The sequence below is a fragment of the Ruegeria sp. BC7 genome (assembly GCF_056539165.1).
In genome coordinates this window covers 129,645-144,655 of sequence record NZ_JBQFUL010000008.1, presented here as the reverse complement: position 1 = coordinate 144,655, position 15,011 = coordinate 129,645, and the positions used below count along the sequence as shown (strand labels likewise).

The 15,011-nt window shown below is 59.0% G+C and carries 14 protein-coding genes; 9 read left to right on the top strand and 5 right to left on the bottom strand.

Annotated elements, in window-relative coordinates; all coding sequences use genetic code 11:
* The first annotated feature begins 250 nt into the window (after positions 1–250).
* The 4 genes from ACR0KS_RS17375 (at position 251) to ACR0KS_RS17360 (ending at position 3,699) form a co-directional block, all read left to right on the top strand.
* The gene (locus ACR0KS_RS17375) at positions 251–499 is read left to right on the top strand and encodes a hypothetical protein (RefSeq protein WP_480693280.1); all 249 of its coding nucleotides are present in this window, start codon (positions 251–253) and stop codon (positions 497–499) included.
* A 63-nt stretch (positions 500–562) separates the two neighbouring features.
* Positions 563–1,342 carry a metallophosphoesterase family protein gene (locus tag ACR0KS_RS17370; RefSeq protein WP_480693285.1) on the top strand — a complete coding sequence of 260 codons (780 nt, stop codon included), beginning with the start codon at positions 563–565 and terminating at the stop codon, positions 1,340–1,342.
* A 212-nt stretch (positions 1,343–1,554) separates the two neighbouring features.
* Positions 1,555–3,003 (top strand): mannose-1-phosphate guanylyltransferase/mannose-6-phosphate isomerase, encoded by a 1,449-nt coding sequence (locus ACR0KS_RS17365; protein ID WP_170567439.1) that lies wholly within the window; start codon positions 1,555–1,557, stop codon positions 3,001–3,003.
* 423 nt (positions 3,004–3,426) lie between these two features.
* The gene (locus ACR0KS_RS17360) at positions 3,427–3,699 is read left to right on the top strand and encodes a spike base protein, RCAP_Rcc01079 family (protein WP_170567441.1); all 273 of its coding nucleotides are present in this window, start codon (positions 3,427–3,429) and stop codon (positions 3,697–3,699) included.
* Between the two features lie 504 nt (positions 3,700–4,203).
* Here the strand turns inward: ACR0KS_RS17360 and ACR0KS_RS17355 are convergent.
* The gene (locus ACR0KS_RS17355; RefSeq protein ID WP_480693279.1) at positions 4,204–5,382 is read right to left on the bottom strand and encodes a polysaccharide biosynthesis/export family protein; all 1,179 of its coding nucleotides are present in this window, start codon (positions 5,380–5,382) and stop codon (positions 4,204–4,206) included.
* Positions 5,383–5,686: 304 nt separating this feature from the next.
* On the opposite strand from ACR0KS_RS17355, the gene ACR0KS_RS17350 reads away from it, so the two are divergent.
* The 5 genes from ACR0KS_RS17350 to ACR0KS_RS17330 are packed head-to-tail and all read left to right on the top strand — an operon-like array spanning position 5,687 to position 11,533.
* Entirely contained in the window at positions 5,687–6,676 is a 990-nt protein-coding gene (locus ACR0KS_RS17350) for a BMP family protein (protein ID WP_170567443.1), read from the top strand.
* Positions 6,677–6,715: 39 nt separating this feature from the next.
* The gene (locus tag ACR0KS_RS17345) at positions 6,716–8,233 is read left to right on the top strand and encodes an ABC transporter ATP-binding protein (RefSeq protein ID WP_170567445.1); all 1,518 of its coding nucleotides are present in this window, start codon (positions 6,716–6,718) and stop codon (positions 8,231–8,233) included.
* Positions 8,233–9,303, top strand: a complete 1,071-nt coding sequence (locus ACR0KS_RS17340; protein WP_480693284.1) for an ABC transporter permease — start codon at positions 8,233–8,235, stop codon at positions 9,301–9,303. The genes ACR0KS_RS17345 and ACR0KS_RS17340 overlap by 1 nt, the downstream gene beginning before the upstream one ends.
* Positions 9,303–10,244 carry an ABC transporter permease gene (locus tag ACR0KS_RS17335; protein ID WP_170567629.1) on the top strand — a complete coding sequence of 314 codons (942 nt, stop codon included), beginning with the start codon at positions 9,303–9,305 and terminating at the stop codon, positions 10,242–10,244. The genes ACR0KS_RS17340 and ACR0KS_RS17335 overlap by 1 nt, the downstream gene beginning before the upstream one ends.
* 2 nt (positions 10,245–10,246) lie before the next feature.
* On the top strand, positions 10,247–11,533 hold the full coding sequence (locus tag ACR0KS_RS17330) for an amidohydrolase family protein (protein ID WP_170567449.1): 1,287 nt from the start codon (positions 10,247–10,249) through the stop codon (positions 11,531–11,533).
* Between the two features lie 3 nt (positions 11,534–11,536).
* Here the strand turns inward: ACR0KS_RS17330 and ACR0KS_RS17325 are convergent, their stop codons facing one another.
* From ACR0KS_RS17325 to ACR0KS_RS17310, 4 genes are read right to left on the bottom strand one after another with little or no spacing between them, the layout of a single operon-like run.
* Positions 11,537–11,827, bottom strand: a complete 291-nt coding sequence (locus ACR0KS_RS17325; protein WP_170567451.1) for an SGNH/GDSL hydrolase family protein — start codon at positions 11,825–11,827, stop codon at positions 11,537–11,539.
* Complete coding sequence (locus tag ACR0KS_RS17320; protein WP_170567453.1) at positions 11,817–12,863, bottom strand: hypothetical protein; 1,047 nt, start codon at positions 12,861–12,863, stop codon at positions 11,817–11,819. The genes ACR0KS_RS17325 and ACR0KS_RS17320 overlap by 11 nt, the downstream gene beginning before the upstream one ends.
* Positions 12,860–13,270, bottom strand: a complete 411-nt coding sequence (locus ACR0KS_RS17315; RefSeq protein ID WP_170567454.1) for a DUF4383 domain-containing protein — start codon at positions 13,268–13,270, stop codon at positions 12,860–12,862. The genes ACR0KS_RS17320 and ACR0KS_RS17315 overlap by 4 nt, the downstream gene beginning before the upstream one ends.
* Positions 13,267–14,754 (bottom strand): FAD-binding oxidoreductase, encoded by a 1,488-nt coding sequence (locus ACR0KS_RS17310; protein ID WP_170567456.1) that lies wholly within the window; start codon positions 14,752–14,754, stop codon positions 13,267–13,269. Before ACR0KS_RS17310 ends, ACR0KS_RS17315 begins: the two co-directional genes overlap by 4 nt.
* Positions 14,755–15,011: the final 257 nt, after the last annotated feature.

Here is a 15,011-nt window from a genome sequence, read left to right as displayed (position 1 = left end):
ACCTGTTAAACCTGGGAATAAATTCGGATCGTCTGTCTGGCGCGCAGTTAAAATTCTGGCGCTTCTTCCTGCTGTTTGTTTTCTTTTTCTTGGCTCAACTTTTCAGGGGTTCGCCGATGTCCAGAAGCCCTATGTAGTCGGCAACGACCGAGGAGGGTACCTTCATGACCGGCTGATAGAATTGGAGAATCTGCAGCGAAATAGGGTATCGGTCGAAATTCGCGGACGCGTTTGCTTTTCTACGTGTACGATGTTTCTTGGTTTGCCCGACACATGTGTCGATCCTGAAACCACGTTTGGTTTCCACGGGCCATCGCAAAGCGGTCGCCGATTGTCGCAAGAGGATTTCGACTATTTCAGCAAGGTGATGGCTGATTTTTACCCCGAGCCGTTGAAGTCCTGGTTCATGAACAAAGGGCGCAATCGCATTTCGGGCGTGTATAAAATCAAGGGGGCCGAAATAATTCGCATGGGGATTGCGCCTTGCAGAACTGCGTGATTGGCGTTGACTTGCCCAGGCTGGCGGACGGGTTTATCAAACCCCAATCCACATGCGATTGAACTGACCTTCCGCGTTTACCCAAACTGTCCGAGACGGAGCTGTCCTATCATCTTTTCTTCCCTGCTCCAGAGGTTCACCCGGTCCGCGACCTTTTCCAACCCCGAACCCGAAAGTCCAATTTGTGTCATCGGAGACGTTCACGGCTGCGTTGTGCAATTGGAAAAGCTGCTGGACAAAATCCCGCAGGATCATCGGGTCGTTCTGGTCGGGGATTATGTCGATCGCGGAGAGAACAGTGCCGAAGTGCTGCAACTGATTAAGGCGCGTCCTGATTTCACCTGCCTGATGGGAAATCACGAAGAAATGCTGCTGAAATTTCTGAAGGACCCTGAAAGTCACGGGCCGCGCTGGCTGCGGTATGGTGGATTGCAGACCTTGGCGTCATTCGGCGTGCGTGGCGTGCGAGCGGAAATGAACAAGGACGAACTGCAAGACTGTCGCGACAAGTTGCAGGATGTCATGGGCCAAGACCTGTGTTCGTGGTTGGAAGGTCTGGTTAACTATAAACTGTCTGGCAATGTGCTTGTAACTCATGCAGGGGCCGACCCGGAGAAACAGCCCGATCAGCAATCTGCAGACACTTTGATTTGGGGGCATCCGTCATTCCCAACCACCGACCGAAATGACGGAGTATGGGTCGTTCATGGCCATACAATCGTGAAAGAACCAAGCGCTGTTCGTGGTCGTATTGCCATCGACACCGGCGCTTTTGCGACAGGTGTCCTGACTGCTGTATGCCTTGATGGGACAGAACCCAAGTTCATGTCTGCGCGTCCCTGAGTCCTGACATGGTCGCGCCGCGCGTTCGCAGATCGTTTCGGTGGCCTCACGCGACTGCGCCCTTGCAGAAATCAGATTTTGGCAAAAAAGGGGGTGTTCGACTTTGCTATGCGCAGCCTATAATTCTTTTTCGGAGCTGCCGGTCCAAACTCTTGTCAGCGTGAGGCTCCTTTTATAGGACCACGCTAAGTAGATCAGATTTCGGGCTTTTTATGTTGATAACACCTGTCCTTCTCTGTGGTGGTTCCGGTACGCGCCTCTGGCCCTTGTCCCGGAAAAGCTATCCAAAACAATTCGTTCCTCTTGTTGGCGAGGAAACCCTTTTTCAGGCGTCGGCGCGACGTCTGTCCGGGAAAACCGCAAAGTTGCAGTTTGCGGCGCCTGTTGTGCTTACCAATTCGGACTTTCGCTTCATCGTTGCGGAACAATTGCAATCTATTGGCATAGATCCGGGAAAAATCATGATCGAACCGGAAGGTCGCAATACTGCGCCTGCAGTTCTGGCCGCTGCGATTCAGGCATTTAGTGAAGACGAGAATGCGACCCTTTTGGTTGCTCCGTCCGATCATGTTGTGCCAGATTCCGACGCGTTTCAGGCCGCGGTTGCCCGTGGATTGGACGCGGTGGCAAACGGTCAGCTGGTGACGTTTGGAATTACTCCGACGCACGCGGAGACTGCCTATGGGTATCTGGAACTGGCCTCGGCGCCGGATAGCGACGGATCACCGGTTCCGCTGAAACAATTTGTGGAAAAACCGGACTTGGCCCGCGCGACCGAGATGCTTGCCGCCGGGAATTTCAAATGGAACGCCGGTATCTTCCTGTTCCGCGCCGCCGACATCATCGCGGCATTCCGACAGCATGCCCCTGAGTTGCTTGAGCCTGTCCAGGCTTCGGTCGACACAGCAACGCCCGATCTGGGCTTTCTGCGTTTGAACCCGGATCATTGGCAAAAGGCCAAGGACATTTCGATCGACTACGCGGTGATGGAAAAAGCCGATAACCTATCCGTGGTTCCGTTTGACTCGGCCTGGTCTGATTTGGGCGGCTGGGACGCGGTCTGGCGCGAGAGCGGACCAGACGAACAGGGCGTTGTCACAAGTGACGGTGCCACAGCGATTGACTGCCAGAATACGCTTTTGCGGTCGGACAGCGAACAGCTTGAAATCGTGGGTATCGGTCTGGACAATATCATTGCGGTTGCGATGAACGATGCGGTTCTGGTTGCGGACGCGTCGCGGGCTCAGGACGTTAAACAAGCCGTGTCTGCGCTGAAGAAGAAAGACGTTCCGCAGGCCACCGCATTTCCGAAAGATCACCGGCCTTGGGGATGGTTTGAGAGCCTTGTTGTTGGCGATCGCTTTCAGGTAAAGCGGATTTGCGTGCATCCGGGCGCGTCCCTCAGCCTGCAAAGCCATTTTCACCGGTCCGAACATTGGATCGTGGTCGAAGGCACGGCGCGCGTCATCATCGACGACACCGATCAGTTGGTGACGGAAAATCAGTCTGTCTATATCCCGTTAGGTGCCGTCCACCGCATGGAGAACCCGGGCAAAGTGCCGATGGTTCTGATCGAAGTGCAAACAGGCGTGTATGTAGGCGAGGACGACATCGTTCGGTACGAAGACAAATACGCGCGCGGTCAGGGCGCAAAGGGCTGAACCATGTGAAAATCGCGGTTGTCCACTATTGACTTGTCGGTGTGCGCGGCGATGAAAAGGTGCTTGAGGCGTTTTGGGCAAGCAGGAGTTCGATTTGACCGCGTCCAGTGACTCCGGGCCTGCAAAGGGGATTATCCAGCGTCCTGATCTTCCCAGCTGAGGGGGCTTCAGGGATCATACCGTGCGAGGTTTTGAATGCCGCAATCGACAGGTTTGAAGCAGACCCGTCGCTGATTGGTTTGCCGCAGGGCGCGCGCTTACTTATGCAGGGCTTCGATACGCCTGTTTTCGAGGAAAAGATGTCGGGCTTGGCCGCCCGAACGCTACATTATGTCTGAACTAGCAACGCACGCAGTGCTTTAAGGTCGTTAATCGGTTTTTCCTAGTGTCCCGCTGATTGAATAGAACAGCGAGATCTGAACCATGACGAACCCCTTCTCCAGCCACGTATCCAGCCTGTCCGGTCCCGCGCGCGACATTGTACCGGTCACACCATCCGACACCACAGACCTGCCGGACGCGGCCATCGGGCTGTATGTCGAAACGGGCGGCACCGTTGTGTTGACTAGCGTTCGCGGGCAGACGCGCACAGTCGATGTGGCGGATTTCTCGATCCTGCCCGTTGGTGTACTGCGCGTGCACGCAACCGGCACGACAGCGGCAGGCATCCACGCAATGGTGCTCGCACAAAGCTGAGTCGGGATGTTTCCATGACACCGCATCCTTCCCGTAGGAGACCCGCTGCGGCCCCTGTCGCTTGATTTCGAGCGGCAGGTCTACTGGTGGTCCGGCGCATCTTTCGGGCTTGGTTCGCCCCTGAGCTTTGCGCGGCGATTTTCGGCGCTACGGATGAATGCGTCGCGAGCATTGGAGACCGTTGCCGCAGAATGCTGAGGTGCGACCACGCGTTTGGCACCGGTCACGATGCGCTTTGGGCGCAGACGGGTCGTCTAAGCCCACCACCACCACGACACTCAAGCGAAGGTTGCCGCCGCCGACTTAAACGGCGACAGCGTCAAAGCCAGCGGCAATGACAAAAACTAAATCAGCCTTCCACATATTTAGTGCCATTCTTCTATTCATTCCGTCCGTTCAAAATAGCCAACCGGTTGCGATCTGCTTGGGTCACCACGAAAGGGCCGCGCCAGAAGGAAGTGCGACAGGCGTAGAAACCGTTGGCTATGGGCGGCGTTGCGCCGCTTAGTTTATCGCTGCGACCAGAGGTGTGGTGATCAGCGAAGGCGTAATCTGGCTGATGGTACGGCCCCAACGCGTGACAGGGTTTTCTGCGATGAAGATGATGTCGTTGTTGCGCAGCTCAAACTGTGCCGCCATCGTCAGTTGCGCGGCGTTGCGGATATCGAGGTGCCAGGCGGTTACAGCGCCGAATTCGCGGGCATCCTGCGAGGCGCGCAGGACATAGACCTCAGACGCGTCGCCGGTTTCTTTTGCGATCCCGCCGCCGGTATCAAACAAAGCATCCGCCAGTGTCGCGGTGTGGCCGAACGGCAGCGCGTACCGGCCCTGACTTCTCACCTCGCCGCTGAGATAGACATAGTCGCGATCCACGGCGTCCAGCTCAATCGATTGGATGAAGTTGTCACGGCGTTCGTCCAGATCGTCCCGGCGCAGGTTGACGGCGGTCGACAGTTCCTGCAACGCGGTTTGACGCCCTTCCAGAGCGGTTTCACGCAGTTGGATTTGCTGGGCAAAGTAGCGTTCGGCGCGGTCCAGGTCATAGTCGGTATCCACAAAAACCGAGTCGTCTGCGATCAGGTTCAGGTTCTGCAGATCGGTACGGGTGTACAGGTCCTCCATCGGGATCTGATACATGCGGCCATCGCGGTAAATCCGCACCGAGCTGTTGTCGATATCGCTGACCGAGACCGAACCGGCCGCAGACAGAGCCTCGTTCAATGTCAGTTGCGTTAGGGTGATCGGTTGCACACCCGGCTGACCGACAGCACCCCCGACCGAGACGCGGCGGGAATTGAACTCGGCAATCTCAAGGCTGAAAGTCGGGTCGATCTGGTTTTCGACCAGACGCTGGAACAGCAGCGCCTCTGCCTCATCCACGGTCAGGCCAACCAGCCTGACGCGGCCGACGTCGGGGATGTTGATCGACCCGTCGTCTTGCACGGTGTAACCGTTGCGGCTGTTCTGGGCGGCCAGCAGGCCCGACAACTCGCCTGCCGTGCCTTGTGTGGAGGGCATCGACAGCACCAGAACGTCGCCAATGCCGATCGTGTAGGGACCGGGGTTTACCTGAGGGGGCGGGTCCAGTAGCAGACCGGCACGCGATCCGTCCTGCGTTGACGGAGCGTCGGGCAGCGGCCCAAGACCGCGCTGGCTGGTGCCGGATCCCGACCCAGCCGACAACTGAAAGACCGACGGCAGGGTTTTGGGTGAATAAGACGACCTGTTGGCGACAAGAACGGTTTAGCGGCAAGAGGAAATGTTTACGCAAGGTAATATTACACCTTTAAGGAGATTCTCCGGTTTTGCAGATCGATATAACGCGACTTGCCGCGAGGTAAACTCAAAGCGGTTTGGCTTTCTGGCATGTGGGCTACGATTCCTGCGCAAAAAATGACCACAGTGCTGTCTTGTCCATCGCCGGATGGTCGAAAAAATTGACTGAACAGTAAAAAAATGCTGCCATCCCTCAAAACAGGAGAGTGTGATGGCCCAAAATAACATGACAAGAAGACTGTTGCTTGCCGCTGTCGCGGCGGCGTCAACGATATACCCTGTCGGCGTGGCTGCGGCTGAAACGGTCAAGGTCGCTGCGATTTATACGCTGCCGGTGGAACAGCAATGGATCAGCCGTATCCACAAGGCGCTCAATACGGCGGCTGAGAGGGGCGACATCGAATACGTCTTTTCCGAGAATGTGGCGAACACCGACTATGAGCGCGTGATGCGTGAATATGCCGAACAGGGATCGCAACTGATCGTGGGTGAGGTGTTCGGGCTGGAGCGCGCCGCGCGCAAAGTGGCCAAGGATTACCCGGACACGGCGTTCCTGATGGGCTCGTCCTTTGGGCCGGTTGGTCCGAACTTCTCGGTCTTTGACAACTGGATTCACGAACCATCCTACCTGACCGGTATGGTCGCTGGTGCGGCGACGGAATCGAACGTCATTGGTATGGTTGGCGGCTACGCCATCCCCGAAGTGAACCGGCTGATGAATGCCTTCATGGATGGCGCGCGCGAGGTGAACCCGGATGTCAAATTCCTCGTGACCTTCATCGACAGTTGGTATGATCCGCCCAAGGCCAAGGAAAGCGCGATTGCAATGATGGATGCAGGTGCGGACATCATGTATGCCGAACGCTTTGGCGTGTCGGATGCGGCAGTGGAGCGTGGCGTCAAAGCTGTGGGCAACGTGATCGACACGTCGGGTGATTATCCGGGTACGATCATGGCGTCGGCCCTGTGGCACATGGAGCCGACCATCGACAAGGCCATTGCCAATGTCGCCGGCGGGTCGTTCGAGGCCGCGGATTACGGCCAGTACAGCTTTATGGGATATGGCGGCGGTTCCATGGTTCTGGATGAAGAACTGGTACCCGCCGAGGTGGTCGAAGCGGTCAACGCGCGACAGGCCGAGATTATGGACGGGCTGTTCCGCGTCAACGTGAATGACGACCGGCCGGTTTCCGACAACTGATCGCGTTCGGGCCGGTTCCAAAACCGGCCCGTATCTCCAATGACGGATTCCACGGTTCTGAAACTCAACGGGTTGAGCAAGCATTTCGGCCCGGTCATCGCCAATGACAATGTCAGCCTGACCCTGAACAAAGGCGAGGTTCTGGCATTGCTGGGCGAAAACGGCGCGGGCAAGACCACGCTGATGAATATGCTGTTCGGGCACTACCTGCCCGATGCGGGCTCGATCGAAGTCGCTGACGAAGGCGGGGTGTTGCATCCTCTGCCGCTGGGCCACCCGCAGGTGGCGCTGGCCTCTGGCGTGGGTATGGTGCACCAGCATTTCACTCTGGCCGAGAATATCTCGGCCCTCGACAACATAACCTTGGGATCGGAACCCCTGCTTTCCCTGCGCCGCAACCGACGCGCGGCACGGCGCAGGATCGAAGGCATCATGGCGCAAAGCGGCCTGTCTGCCCCCCTTGATACGCCGGTTGGTCGTTTGTCGGTGGGCGAAAGGCAAAGGGTGGAAATCCTCAAGGCGCTGTATCGCAATGCCCGTATTCTGGTGCTGGACGAACCAACCGCCGTTTTGACCCCGCAAGAAGCGGATACATTGTTTGAAAACATCCGCCTGATGACCGCAGAAGGGCTGTCGGTCATCTTTATCAGTCACAAGCTGCGAGAAGTTCTGGCCTTTTCGGATCGCATTGCCGTTCTGCGGCATGGGCAGAAAGTCGGAGAGATGGCCACATCCGAAGCGGACGAAAAGTCGATCGCGCAGATGATGGTTGGTGCCGAAACGCCCGAGCTTGCCGGGTCACACCTAACGCCCGGTGATCCGGTCCTGACCATGTCGGGCGTATCGGTCGCGGGCCGGTCCAAACGCGATACGCTGACAGAGGTGGACCTGACGGTACACGCGCATGAAATTCTGGGGATCGCCGGGGTTTCCGGCAACGGGCAGAGCGGGCTGGCCAATGTCATCGCAGGTCTTGCGCGCCCCGAACAGGGTCTAATCAAGGTGGACGGGGTCGAAATCACCTCTCCCACTCCGGCCAAGATGGTGCGTGCAGGGGTTGGCCGTATCCCCGAAGATCGCCACCACGAGGGCATCGTCGGCGCCATGAGCGTGGCTGAAAACATGGTCATCGAACGGTTGAACGACCCCGAGGTTCAGTCATACGGGTTGTTGCGCCGCGAAGACATCCAGGACAACGCCGAGCGTTTGTCCCAAGCCTACGACGTGCGCGGGCCGGGCGTGGATGCGCCTGCGCGCCTGCTGTCCGGGGGCAATATCCAGAAACTTATTCTGGCGCGTGTCTTCGACCTTTCCCCCCGCCTCATCCTGGCCAATCAGCCGACACGCGGCCTGGACATGGGTGCCGCGGCCGAAGTGGGCAAACGCCTGCTGAACGCGCGGGCGCGGGGTGCGGGCGTGGTGCTGATTTCCGAGGATCTCGACGAATTGCTGAGCCTTGCGGACCGCATCGTCGTGATCCGCGACGGAGAACTGCACGAGGCACCGGGGCGCGACCGTGAACAGATCGGGCTGATGATGGCAGGAGAACCGGCATGATCCGCATTGAACCACGTCAGACCCAATCGCGGGCTTTTACGTTGGGCGTTCCCATTCTGTCGGCCGTGATCGCACTGGGGTTTGCCGCAATCCCGCTGTTGGCCGCCGGTGCGAACCCGATCGCCGCTTATGCCGAGATGTTCCGGGGCGTCTTCGGGTCCGTCTTTGCCTTTTCCGAAGTGCTGACACGCGCCACGCCGCTAATATTCACCGGCCTCGCCGCGGCTTTGGCCTTTCGCGCCAAGCTGTGGAATATCGGGGCCGAGGGTCAGTTGTATCTGGGCGCGATGGCTGCGGTGGCCATCGGGTCGGGGGTGCTGGATATCTCGGGCGTCCTGCTGTTACCGCTGATCGTCCTGATGGGCGCAGCGGCAGGGGCGGCGGGGATGGTTGCACCGACCTATCTGAAAACCCGCTTTGGCGCGGATGAGGTGGTGACGACGCTATTGTTGAACTTCATCATCCTGATTTTCGTCCAGATGATGTTGGAAGGGCCGTTGCAGGATCCGATGGGGCTGGGCTGGCCGCAATCGGCACCGGTTCTGGATCAGGGAATGCTGCCACCACTGATGGAGCGGATGCGGGTGCATTCGGGGCTTGTTCTGGCTCTAATACTGGCGGGTTTGGCCCAATTCATGCTGGCGCGTTCTGTCTGGGGCTTCAAACTGCGCGCAGTGGGGGAAAACGCCGCCGCCGCGCGCCATGCAGGGATCAACGTGAACCGGTCGCTGTTCGGCGTGGCCATCCTGTCGGGTGGACTGGCGGGGCTTGCGGGCGTGAGCGAGGTCGCGGGTCTGAAAGGGTACCTGACCGCCGACCTGTCGCCGGGCTTTGGCTATACCGGCATTGTCGTGGCGATGCTGGCGGGGCTTTCGCCAATGGGCGTGGTGATTGCTGCGCTGTTCATCGCCTCGGTCTTTGTGGGCGCCGACAGCATGAGCCGTGCGATGGGCGTGTCGTCTTTTCTGGCTGATCTGGTGGTCTCGGTCTCATTGCTCTGTGTGTTGGTCGGCGGGTTTGTCGCCCGCTATCGAATTGTCCGGGCCAGCACCGCGAGGGCGGCGTCATGATGGATATCCTCAACATTCTGTTGTCCGAAAGTTTCTGGGCCGCGTCCCTGCGCATCGCGACACCGCTGATTTTTGGCGTTCTGGGGGCGCTGATCTGCGAACGCGCAGGCGTGCTGAACCTCGGGATCGAGGGGATTTTCGTCGTTGGTGCCATGTGCGGCTGGATGGCCGTCTGGCTGGGCGCGGGCCTGTGGGGCGGCGTGTTGGTCGCGGCGCTGGCAGGGGCATTCTTTGGCCTGCTCCATGCGATCCTCACAGTGCCGCTGGGATTGTCGCAACACGTCTCGGGGCTGGGGATCACGTTGTTTGCGACCTCGGTCAGTTACTATACCTATCGCACGGCGCTGCCGAACGTGTCGTCACCGCCAAGGATCGAGCCATTTCAGCCGCTGGACCTTCCGATTCTGTCCGATTTGCCCTTTTTAGGCTCTGTTTTGTTTCAACAAACGGCGCTGACATGGCTGGCGCTGCTGCTGGTGGCGGTGGTCTGGTATGCGCTGAACCGCACCGCGCTGGGCGTGGCGATCAAGGCCGTGGGCGACAACCCCGACAGCGTCGATGCGCAGGGTCTGTCGGTTTATGGGCTGAGGATCGGGGCCATTGTCGTTGGGTCTGCTTTGATGGCGCTGGGCGGAGCCTTCCTGACCATGAGCGCCTTTGACGCCTTTTTCTTTGGCATGGTCAATGGGCGCGGCTGGGTCTGTATCGCGCTGGTCATTTTCGCCAGTTGGCGTCCGGGCAAGGCGTTGCTGGGCGCGCTGCTGTTCGGTGCGTTCGACGCGCTACAGGTTCGCTTGCAGACCGAGGTTGGCGCGCTGGTACCCGGTCAGGTCTTCCTGATGGTGCCCTATGTCCTGTCGATCATCGCCCTTGTGATCGCCGCACGCTCGGCGGATTATCCAAGGGCATTGCTTACCCCATGGTTCAAAGGTCAACGCTGAAAATGGTCGATCTGCTTATCAAAAACGCCACACTGACGGACGGTCAGACCGGGATGGATATCGCTTGCTCCGACGGCAAGATCGCAGCGGTCGAGGCCGGGATCACCGCAGATGCCGCCGAGGTCATAGACGCCGAAGGTCAGTTGATCTCACCCCCCTTTGTCGATCCGCATTTTCACATGGATGCGACCCTATCACTGGGTAATCCGCGCATGAATGTCTCGGGCACTCTGCTTGAGGGGATCGCGCTGTGGGGAGAGTTGAAGCCGCTGCAATCGGTCGACGACATCGTCGCACGCGCCCTGCGGTATTGCGAACTGGCCGTGGCCAAGGGGATCGGTGCGATCCGCAGCCATGTGGACACATGCGATGATGAGCTGAAGGGCGTGCAGGCGCTGTTGCAGGTGCGCGAACAGGTGAAGGATTACCTTGACCTGCAACTGGTGGCCTTCCCGCAGGACGGTGTGCTGCGTGACCCGACGGCGATGCAGAACACCATCCGCGCGCTGGATATGGGCGTGGATGTGGTGGGCGGCATCCCGCATTTTGAACGCACCATGGCGGATGGGGCCGAATCCGTGCGTCTGTTGTGCGAAATCGCGGCCGAGCGCGGCTTGATGGTCGATATGCATTGCGACGAAAGCGACGATCCACACAGCCGCCATATCGAAACGCTGGCCTATGAAACCCAGCGTTTGGGTCTGAATGGACGGGTTGCGGGCTCGCATCTGACCTCGATGCATTCGATGGACAATTACTATGTGTCCAAGCTGATCCCCTTGATGGTCGAGGCCGGGGTACATGCGATCCCGAACCCTCTGATCAACATCATGCTGCAAGGCCGCCACGACACCTATCCCAAGCGCAGGGGACAGACCCGAGTGCGTGAGTTGCGCGATGCGGGGATAACTGTGGGCTTTGGGTCGGATTGCGTGATGGACCCGTGGTATTCGCTGGGCAAGGCCGACATGCTGGATGTGGCCTTTATGGGCCTGCATGTGGGGCAACTGTCCAGCCGTGCCGATATGACATGGTGCTTTGATGCGGTGACACAGAACTCGGCCCGGATCATGGGGCTTGAGGGGTACGGCGTCGCCAAGGGTTGTGACGCGAACTTCGTGCTGTTGCAGGCCGCCGACCCGATCGAGGCGATCCGCCTGCGCGCCCATCGTCTGGCCGTGGTGCGCAAGGGGCGGGTGATCTCGCGCTCGGCCCCGGTGACGCACACGCTGAACCTGCCTTCCGTTCAAAGGACTTTGGACGAGGCACGTGTGCCGTTTGAAGAGTAAACGTCAGACCTTGGGCAAGGGCAGGCAACCCGGCAGGCCCGCCGGCAGAACCAAGCGCGCGCCGCTGGCATAAAGCGATTTGGCAAAGCCGGGCGCTTCTGAGGCGACCGTCACACTCAGCCTTGAGGCTGCCAGAACCGCTGTATCCTCGGGCAGTCCGTCCAGCAACGTGTCCTGCGGCAACAGGACTACATAGGCTGGTGCTACGTCCGTAAGCAAAGCTACGACCATGAGTGTCGATAGCCAGCCCAGCACCAAAAGGGGCAGGGCGATCAGAACGGACCTAATAGTCATGAATATGTTCCAGCGTCAGGCCAGAGCCGTCCAACTGGCGCAGCCGTTCGGCAAGCTGCGGGACTTTGACCACAATCAGGTGGCGATAGTCGTCAAATCCCTGGCGCGGAGCACTGAAAACCGCACCTTCTTCGGTTGGCTGATCGGACAGGGCGGTGAACATGATGTCATCATTCCCCGCGATTTCGACCAGATCAACGCCATTGCGCGCCATATCGACCAGAAGGTTGGTTAATTCGCGATACCGGGGCGTCTCAATCTCGATCCCGTCGGGGCCAGAGCTGACGACTTGCACGTCCGGGTAAGCGAGCAGGTTTTCAGGCCCGGTGACGATCATGCGCAGGGTCAGCTCATCCGCGCCAACCTGACCGACCGCCTGTTCGATAAGACCGGCATAGCCGTCCTTGACCGAGTATTCGAGCCCCAAGGCGATCGCACGCTCGCTGTCGCGCAGTGATCCGCTGGACTGGTTCAACAGGTCCTGAGCATCCTCGGCAAAGGGCCATTTGTACCAAGGCACCTGTTGCAGAAACTGGGCGTACTCTGCGGCTTGTCGCGCCGACAGATCATCCAGCGGTGCACGTTGTGGTCCGCGCAATGCTGTGAACAAACGCCCCAACGTCTCTTCATACGCAGCTTTCAGAGCAAGCTCGGCCGTGAAACTGGTGCCGATGACATAGATCATCTGCTTGGTCGCAGCATCCACCTCGCCATGAGCCGATGCGCTTTGCGACAGCGCGCAGAGCGAGCTCCAGAATCCCGTGATCCCCTGCCAGAATCCATAGTCATGCGGATCACCCTGCCGCAGAACCTCGGCGTAATCCTCATATGCGTGTACGATGTGCCATTCCGGATAGGTCATCAGCGTCCGGGTCTCAGACCGGTGGTGTTCGGGCGGCAGCAGGGCGTCATAGGGCTGAAACTGCGCGGTTCCCTTGCAGCTTGTCTCGACATAGATGATCGGGGCAACCAAGCAGAGTGCGACGACCACAATCAGCAGAACCAGTCGGCGCATCCAGCGCAGAAGAAATCTCATGCCGTTCTCCTGATATCTCGCAGACCGGCCCAAGCCGCGATACCGCCAAGCGCCAGATGTGGAAGGTTTGCAAAGATACGCCCCATCGACAGGTCAATTCCCGCGGACGCGTTGGTGAAGATGCCCAGATCCAGATAGCCATAGCCGGTGAAAAACCCGAAAACGCCATCCCCCAGATAGGCCAGCCCGAACAGGATCAGAAAGGTGCGTGCGGCCCGGTGCGACCACAGCCCGGCCACCAACGCCCAGACCGCCGAGGCGACGTGCAGCGCGTCGTCGTAGATATCCAACGCAAAGATCCCGAACGCCAGCCCGTTTTCGTCCGTCAGGCCGGGGACATAGTTCAGCGATGCCGCGATCATCAGCGCGACGAAATATACAAGGCAGAGTTTCTGTAGATTTGTCATAGTTGCCCCAGATAGCTGTCCCAAAGGTTGTTCCGAAGCACAAGCTGGGGGTCCAGCCGGCGTTTGGCCTGCGCGAATTCCGGTGCCCGCGCATAGGCCGAGGTTAATTGATCCAGCCGCGCATGCGGGCGGTAGGGCAGGTAATATGCTCCTCCGATCTCGACGATCCGGTCTATCAGAGCCTGCGTCATCCGGGTCATGTCCGCCTCGGCGCGTTGGGTCATCTCTTGACTGAACGACATTACAGCGGCGATCCGGGGCTCGGACGCGAAAGATAGAACCGCCTGATCATCCTGCGCGACATAGCGCAGGGTGACGTTCAGAAACTCTTGATACGAGGCGGGGATCGCCTCGCGGCAGGCGGTCAGGAAATCGTCGAACGCATCGAAGCCCACGAAGTATTCGTGCAGAATATCGGTGCGGTCCGGGTCGCGGTCATCCAGTGTGACGACCGGTTCGTTGATCAGGGAATTGCGGGTCGCGTCGCCGCCGCCCAGTGCCGGGCCAAGCGTTGTTTCGTTCCACCAGCGGAAGCTTTTGAACGCTTCGCTTCCCAACTGCGCCCGATACAGGCGGCTGGCCGCGTGCGACATCCACCCCGAGCCCACCGCCGGTGGTAAATCGGTTTGGTCAGCGGTTTCGCGGTAGGTGATCAGCAGCGCTTTCTCAAAAAACGTCTCGCGCTCTACGTTGAGCCGCCCATAAGCCATCGTGACCGCCGGGTCGTCGATCGCAGATTGAAAAGCCGCCGCGAAGTCTCGCGCTTCCATCACATCAAAGGACGGAGACAAGCGGGTGTTGGGAACCATTTCAACGTCCATATCGACGATGATCCCAATCAGGCCGTACCCGCCCATACCAAGATTGAACAGGTCGGTGTTTTCGGTGGGCGAGCATGTCACCAGCTCTCCGGATGGCAGGAGCATCCGCAGCGACCGAACGGTTGAGCCCATCGGACCAAACGGTACGGGCCAGCCATGGGCATTGACCGAATACGTGGCCGCAACGCCGAAATCGTGGTTCGACTGCATCACCTTGGGCGACCACCCTGCCGGATCCAGCGCGGCAATCACTTGCGACCAGCGCGCACCGGCATGCGCGCGGTAGGTTTGGGCTGTGCTGTCGATTTGCACAGCACCATTGTCAAAAGTAATTGCCGTCCCGTTGCGCGGAATGGCCTGCCCACCCATCGAATGGCGCGCTGCACCCACATTGACAGGGCGACCCTCGGCGCGAGCCTCGGCAAGTTCGTTGCGAAGCGCTGCAATCAGCCTGTCCCCGGCGTCTTCGGTCAGAACCAGATGTTTGTTGACCGGCGTCGGAGACAGCCCGCTGGCGTCATTCATGATGGTGTCGGACGTAGAGGCAACAGCTCGGTTTGTCCCGTCATAAACCGGCAAATCAGAGCCTAACCAACGCGAAACCCCCCATCCCGCAAGCCCCCCGGCGGCAAACAGGGCGGCCCTTCTGGTGAAATTCGTCATGGGCAGGGTTCTCCCGACAGTAAGTACGACACGAACTGAATGTCCCCAATCCAAGAAGCCGAAATGCTCCAAGGATAGTTGGCCGCTTGTAAATTTAATGCAACCGCAGGAAATCCTTACCGGTTCTTGGTCGTGCAACTTGGCCACGCTGCCGGATTGCCCTGACGCCCTCAGCGTGGATCACGATATTGATTTGAGCAAAACACGCATTGACGGCCCAACAATTCGGTTCGCGCACAATCTGTTGTTGCAACTGT

Bases quoted from the DNA above. Each gene is read 5' to 3' on its own strand.
- ACR0KS_RS17375 (WP_480693280.1), top strand. From the start codon at position 251: ATGTTTCTTGGTTTGCCCGACACATGTGTCGATCCTGAAACCACGTTT.
- ACR0KS_RS17365 (WP_170567439.1), top strand. From the start codon at position 1,555: ATGTTGATAACACCTGTCCTTCTCTGTGGTGGTTCCGGTACGCGCCTC.
- ACR0KS_RS17360 (WP_170567441.1), top strand. From the start codon at position 3,427: ATGACGAACCCCTTCTCCAGCCACGTATCCAGCCTGTCCGGTCCCGCG.
- ACR0KS_RS17350 (WP_170567443.1), top strand. From the start codon at position 5,687: ATGGCCCAAAATAACATGACAAGAAGACTGTTGCTTGCCGCTGTCGCG.
- ACR0KS_RS17345 (WP_170567445.1), top strand. From the start codon at position 6,716: ATGACGGATTCCACGGTTCTGAAACTCAACGGGTTGAGCAAGCATTTC.
- ACR0KS_RS17335 (WP_170567629.1), top strand. From the start codon at position 9,303: ATGGATATCCTCAACATTCTGTTGTCCGAAAGTTTCTGGGCCGCGTCC.
- ACR0KS_RS17330 (WP_170567449.1), top strand. From the start codon at position 10,247: ATGGTCGATCTGCTTATCAAAAACGCCACACTGACGGACGGTCAGACC.
- ACR0KS_RS17325 (WP_170567451.1), bottom strand. From the start codon at position 11,827: ATGACTATTAGGTCCGTTCTGATCGCCCTGCCCCTTTTGGTGCTGGGC.
- ACR0KS_RS17320 (WP_170567453.1), bottom strand. From the start codon at position 12,863: ATGAGATTTCTTCTGCGCTGGATGCGCCGACTGGTTCTGCTGATTGTG.
- ACR0KS_RS17315 (WP_170567454.1), bottom strand. From the start codon at position 13,270: ATGACAAATCTACAGAAACTCTGCCTTGTATATTTCGTCGCGCTGATG.
- ACR0KS_RS17310 (WP_170567456.1), bottom strand. From the start codon at position 14,754: ATGACGAATTTCACCAGAAGGGCCGCCCTGTTTGCCGCCGGGGGGCTT.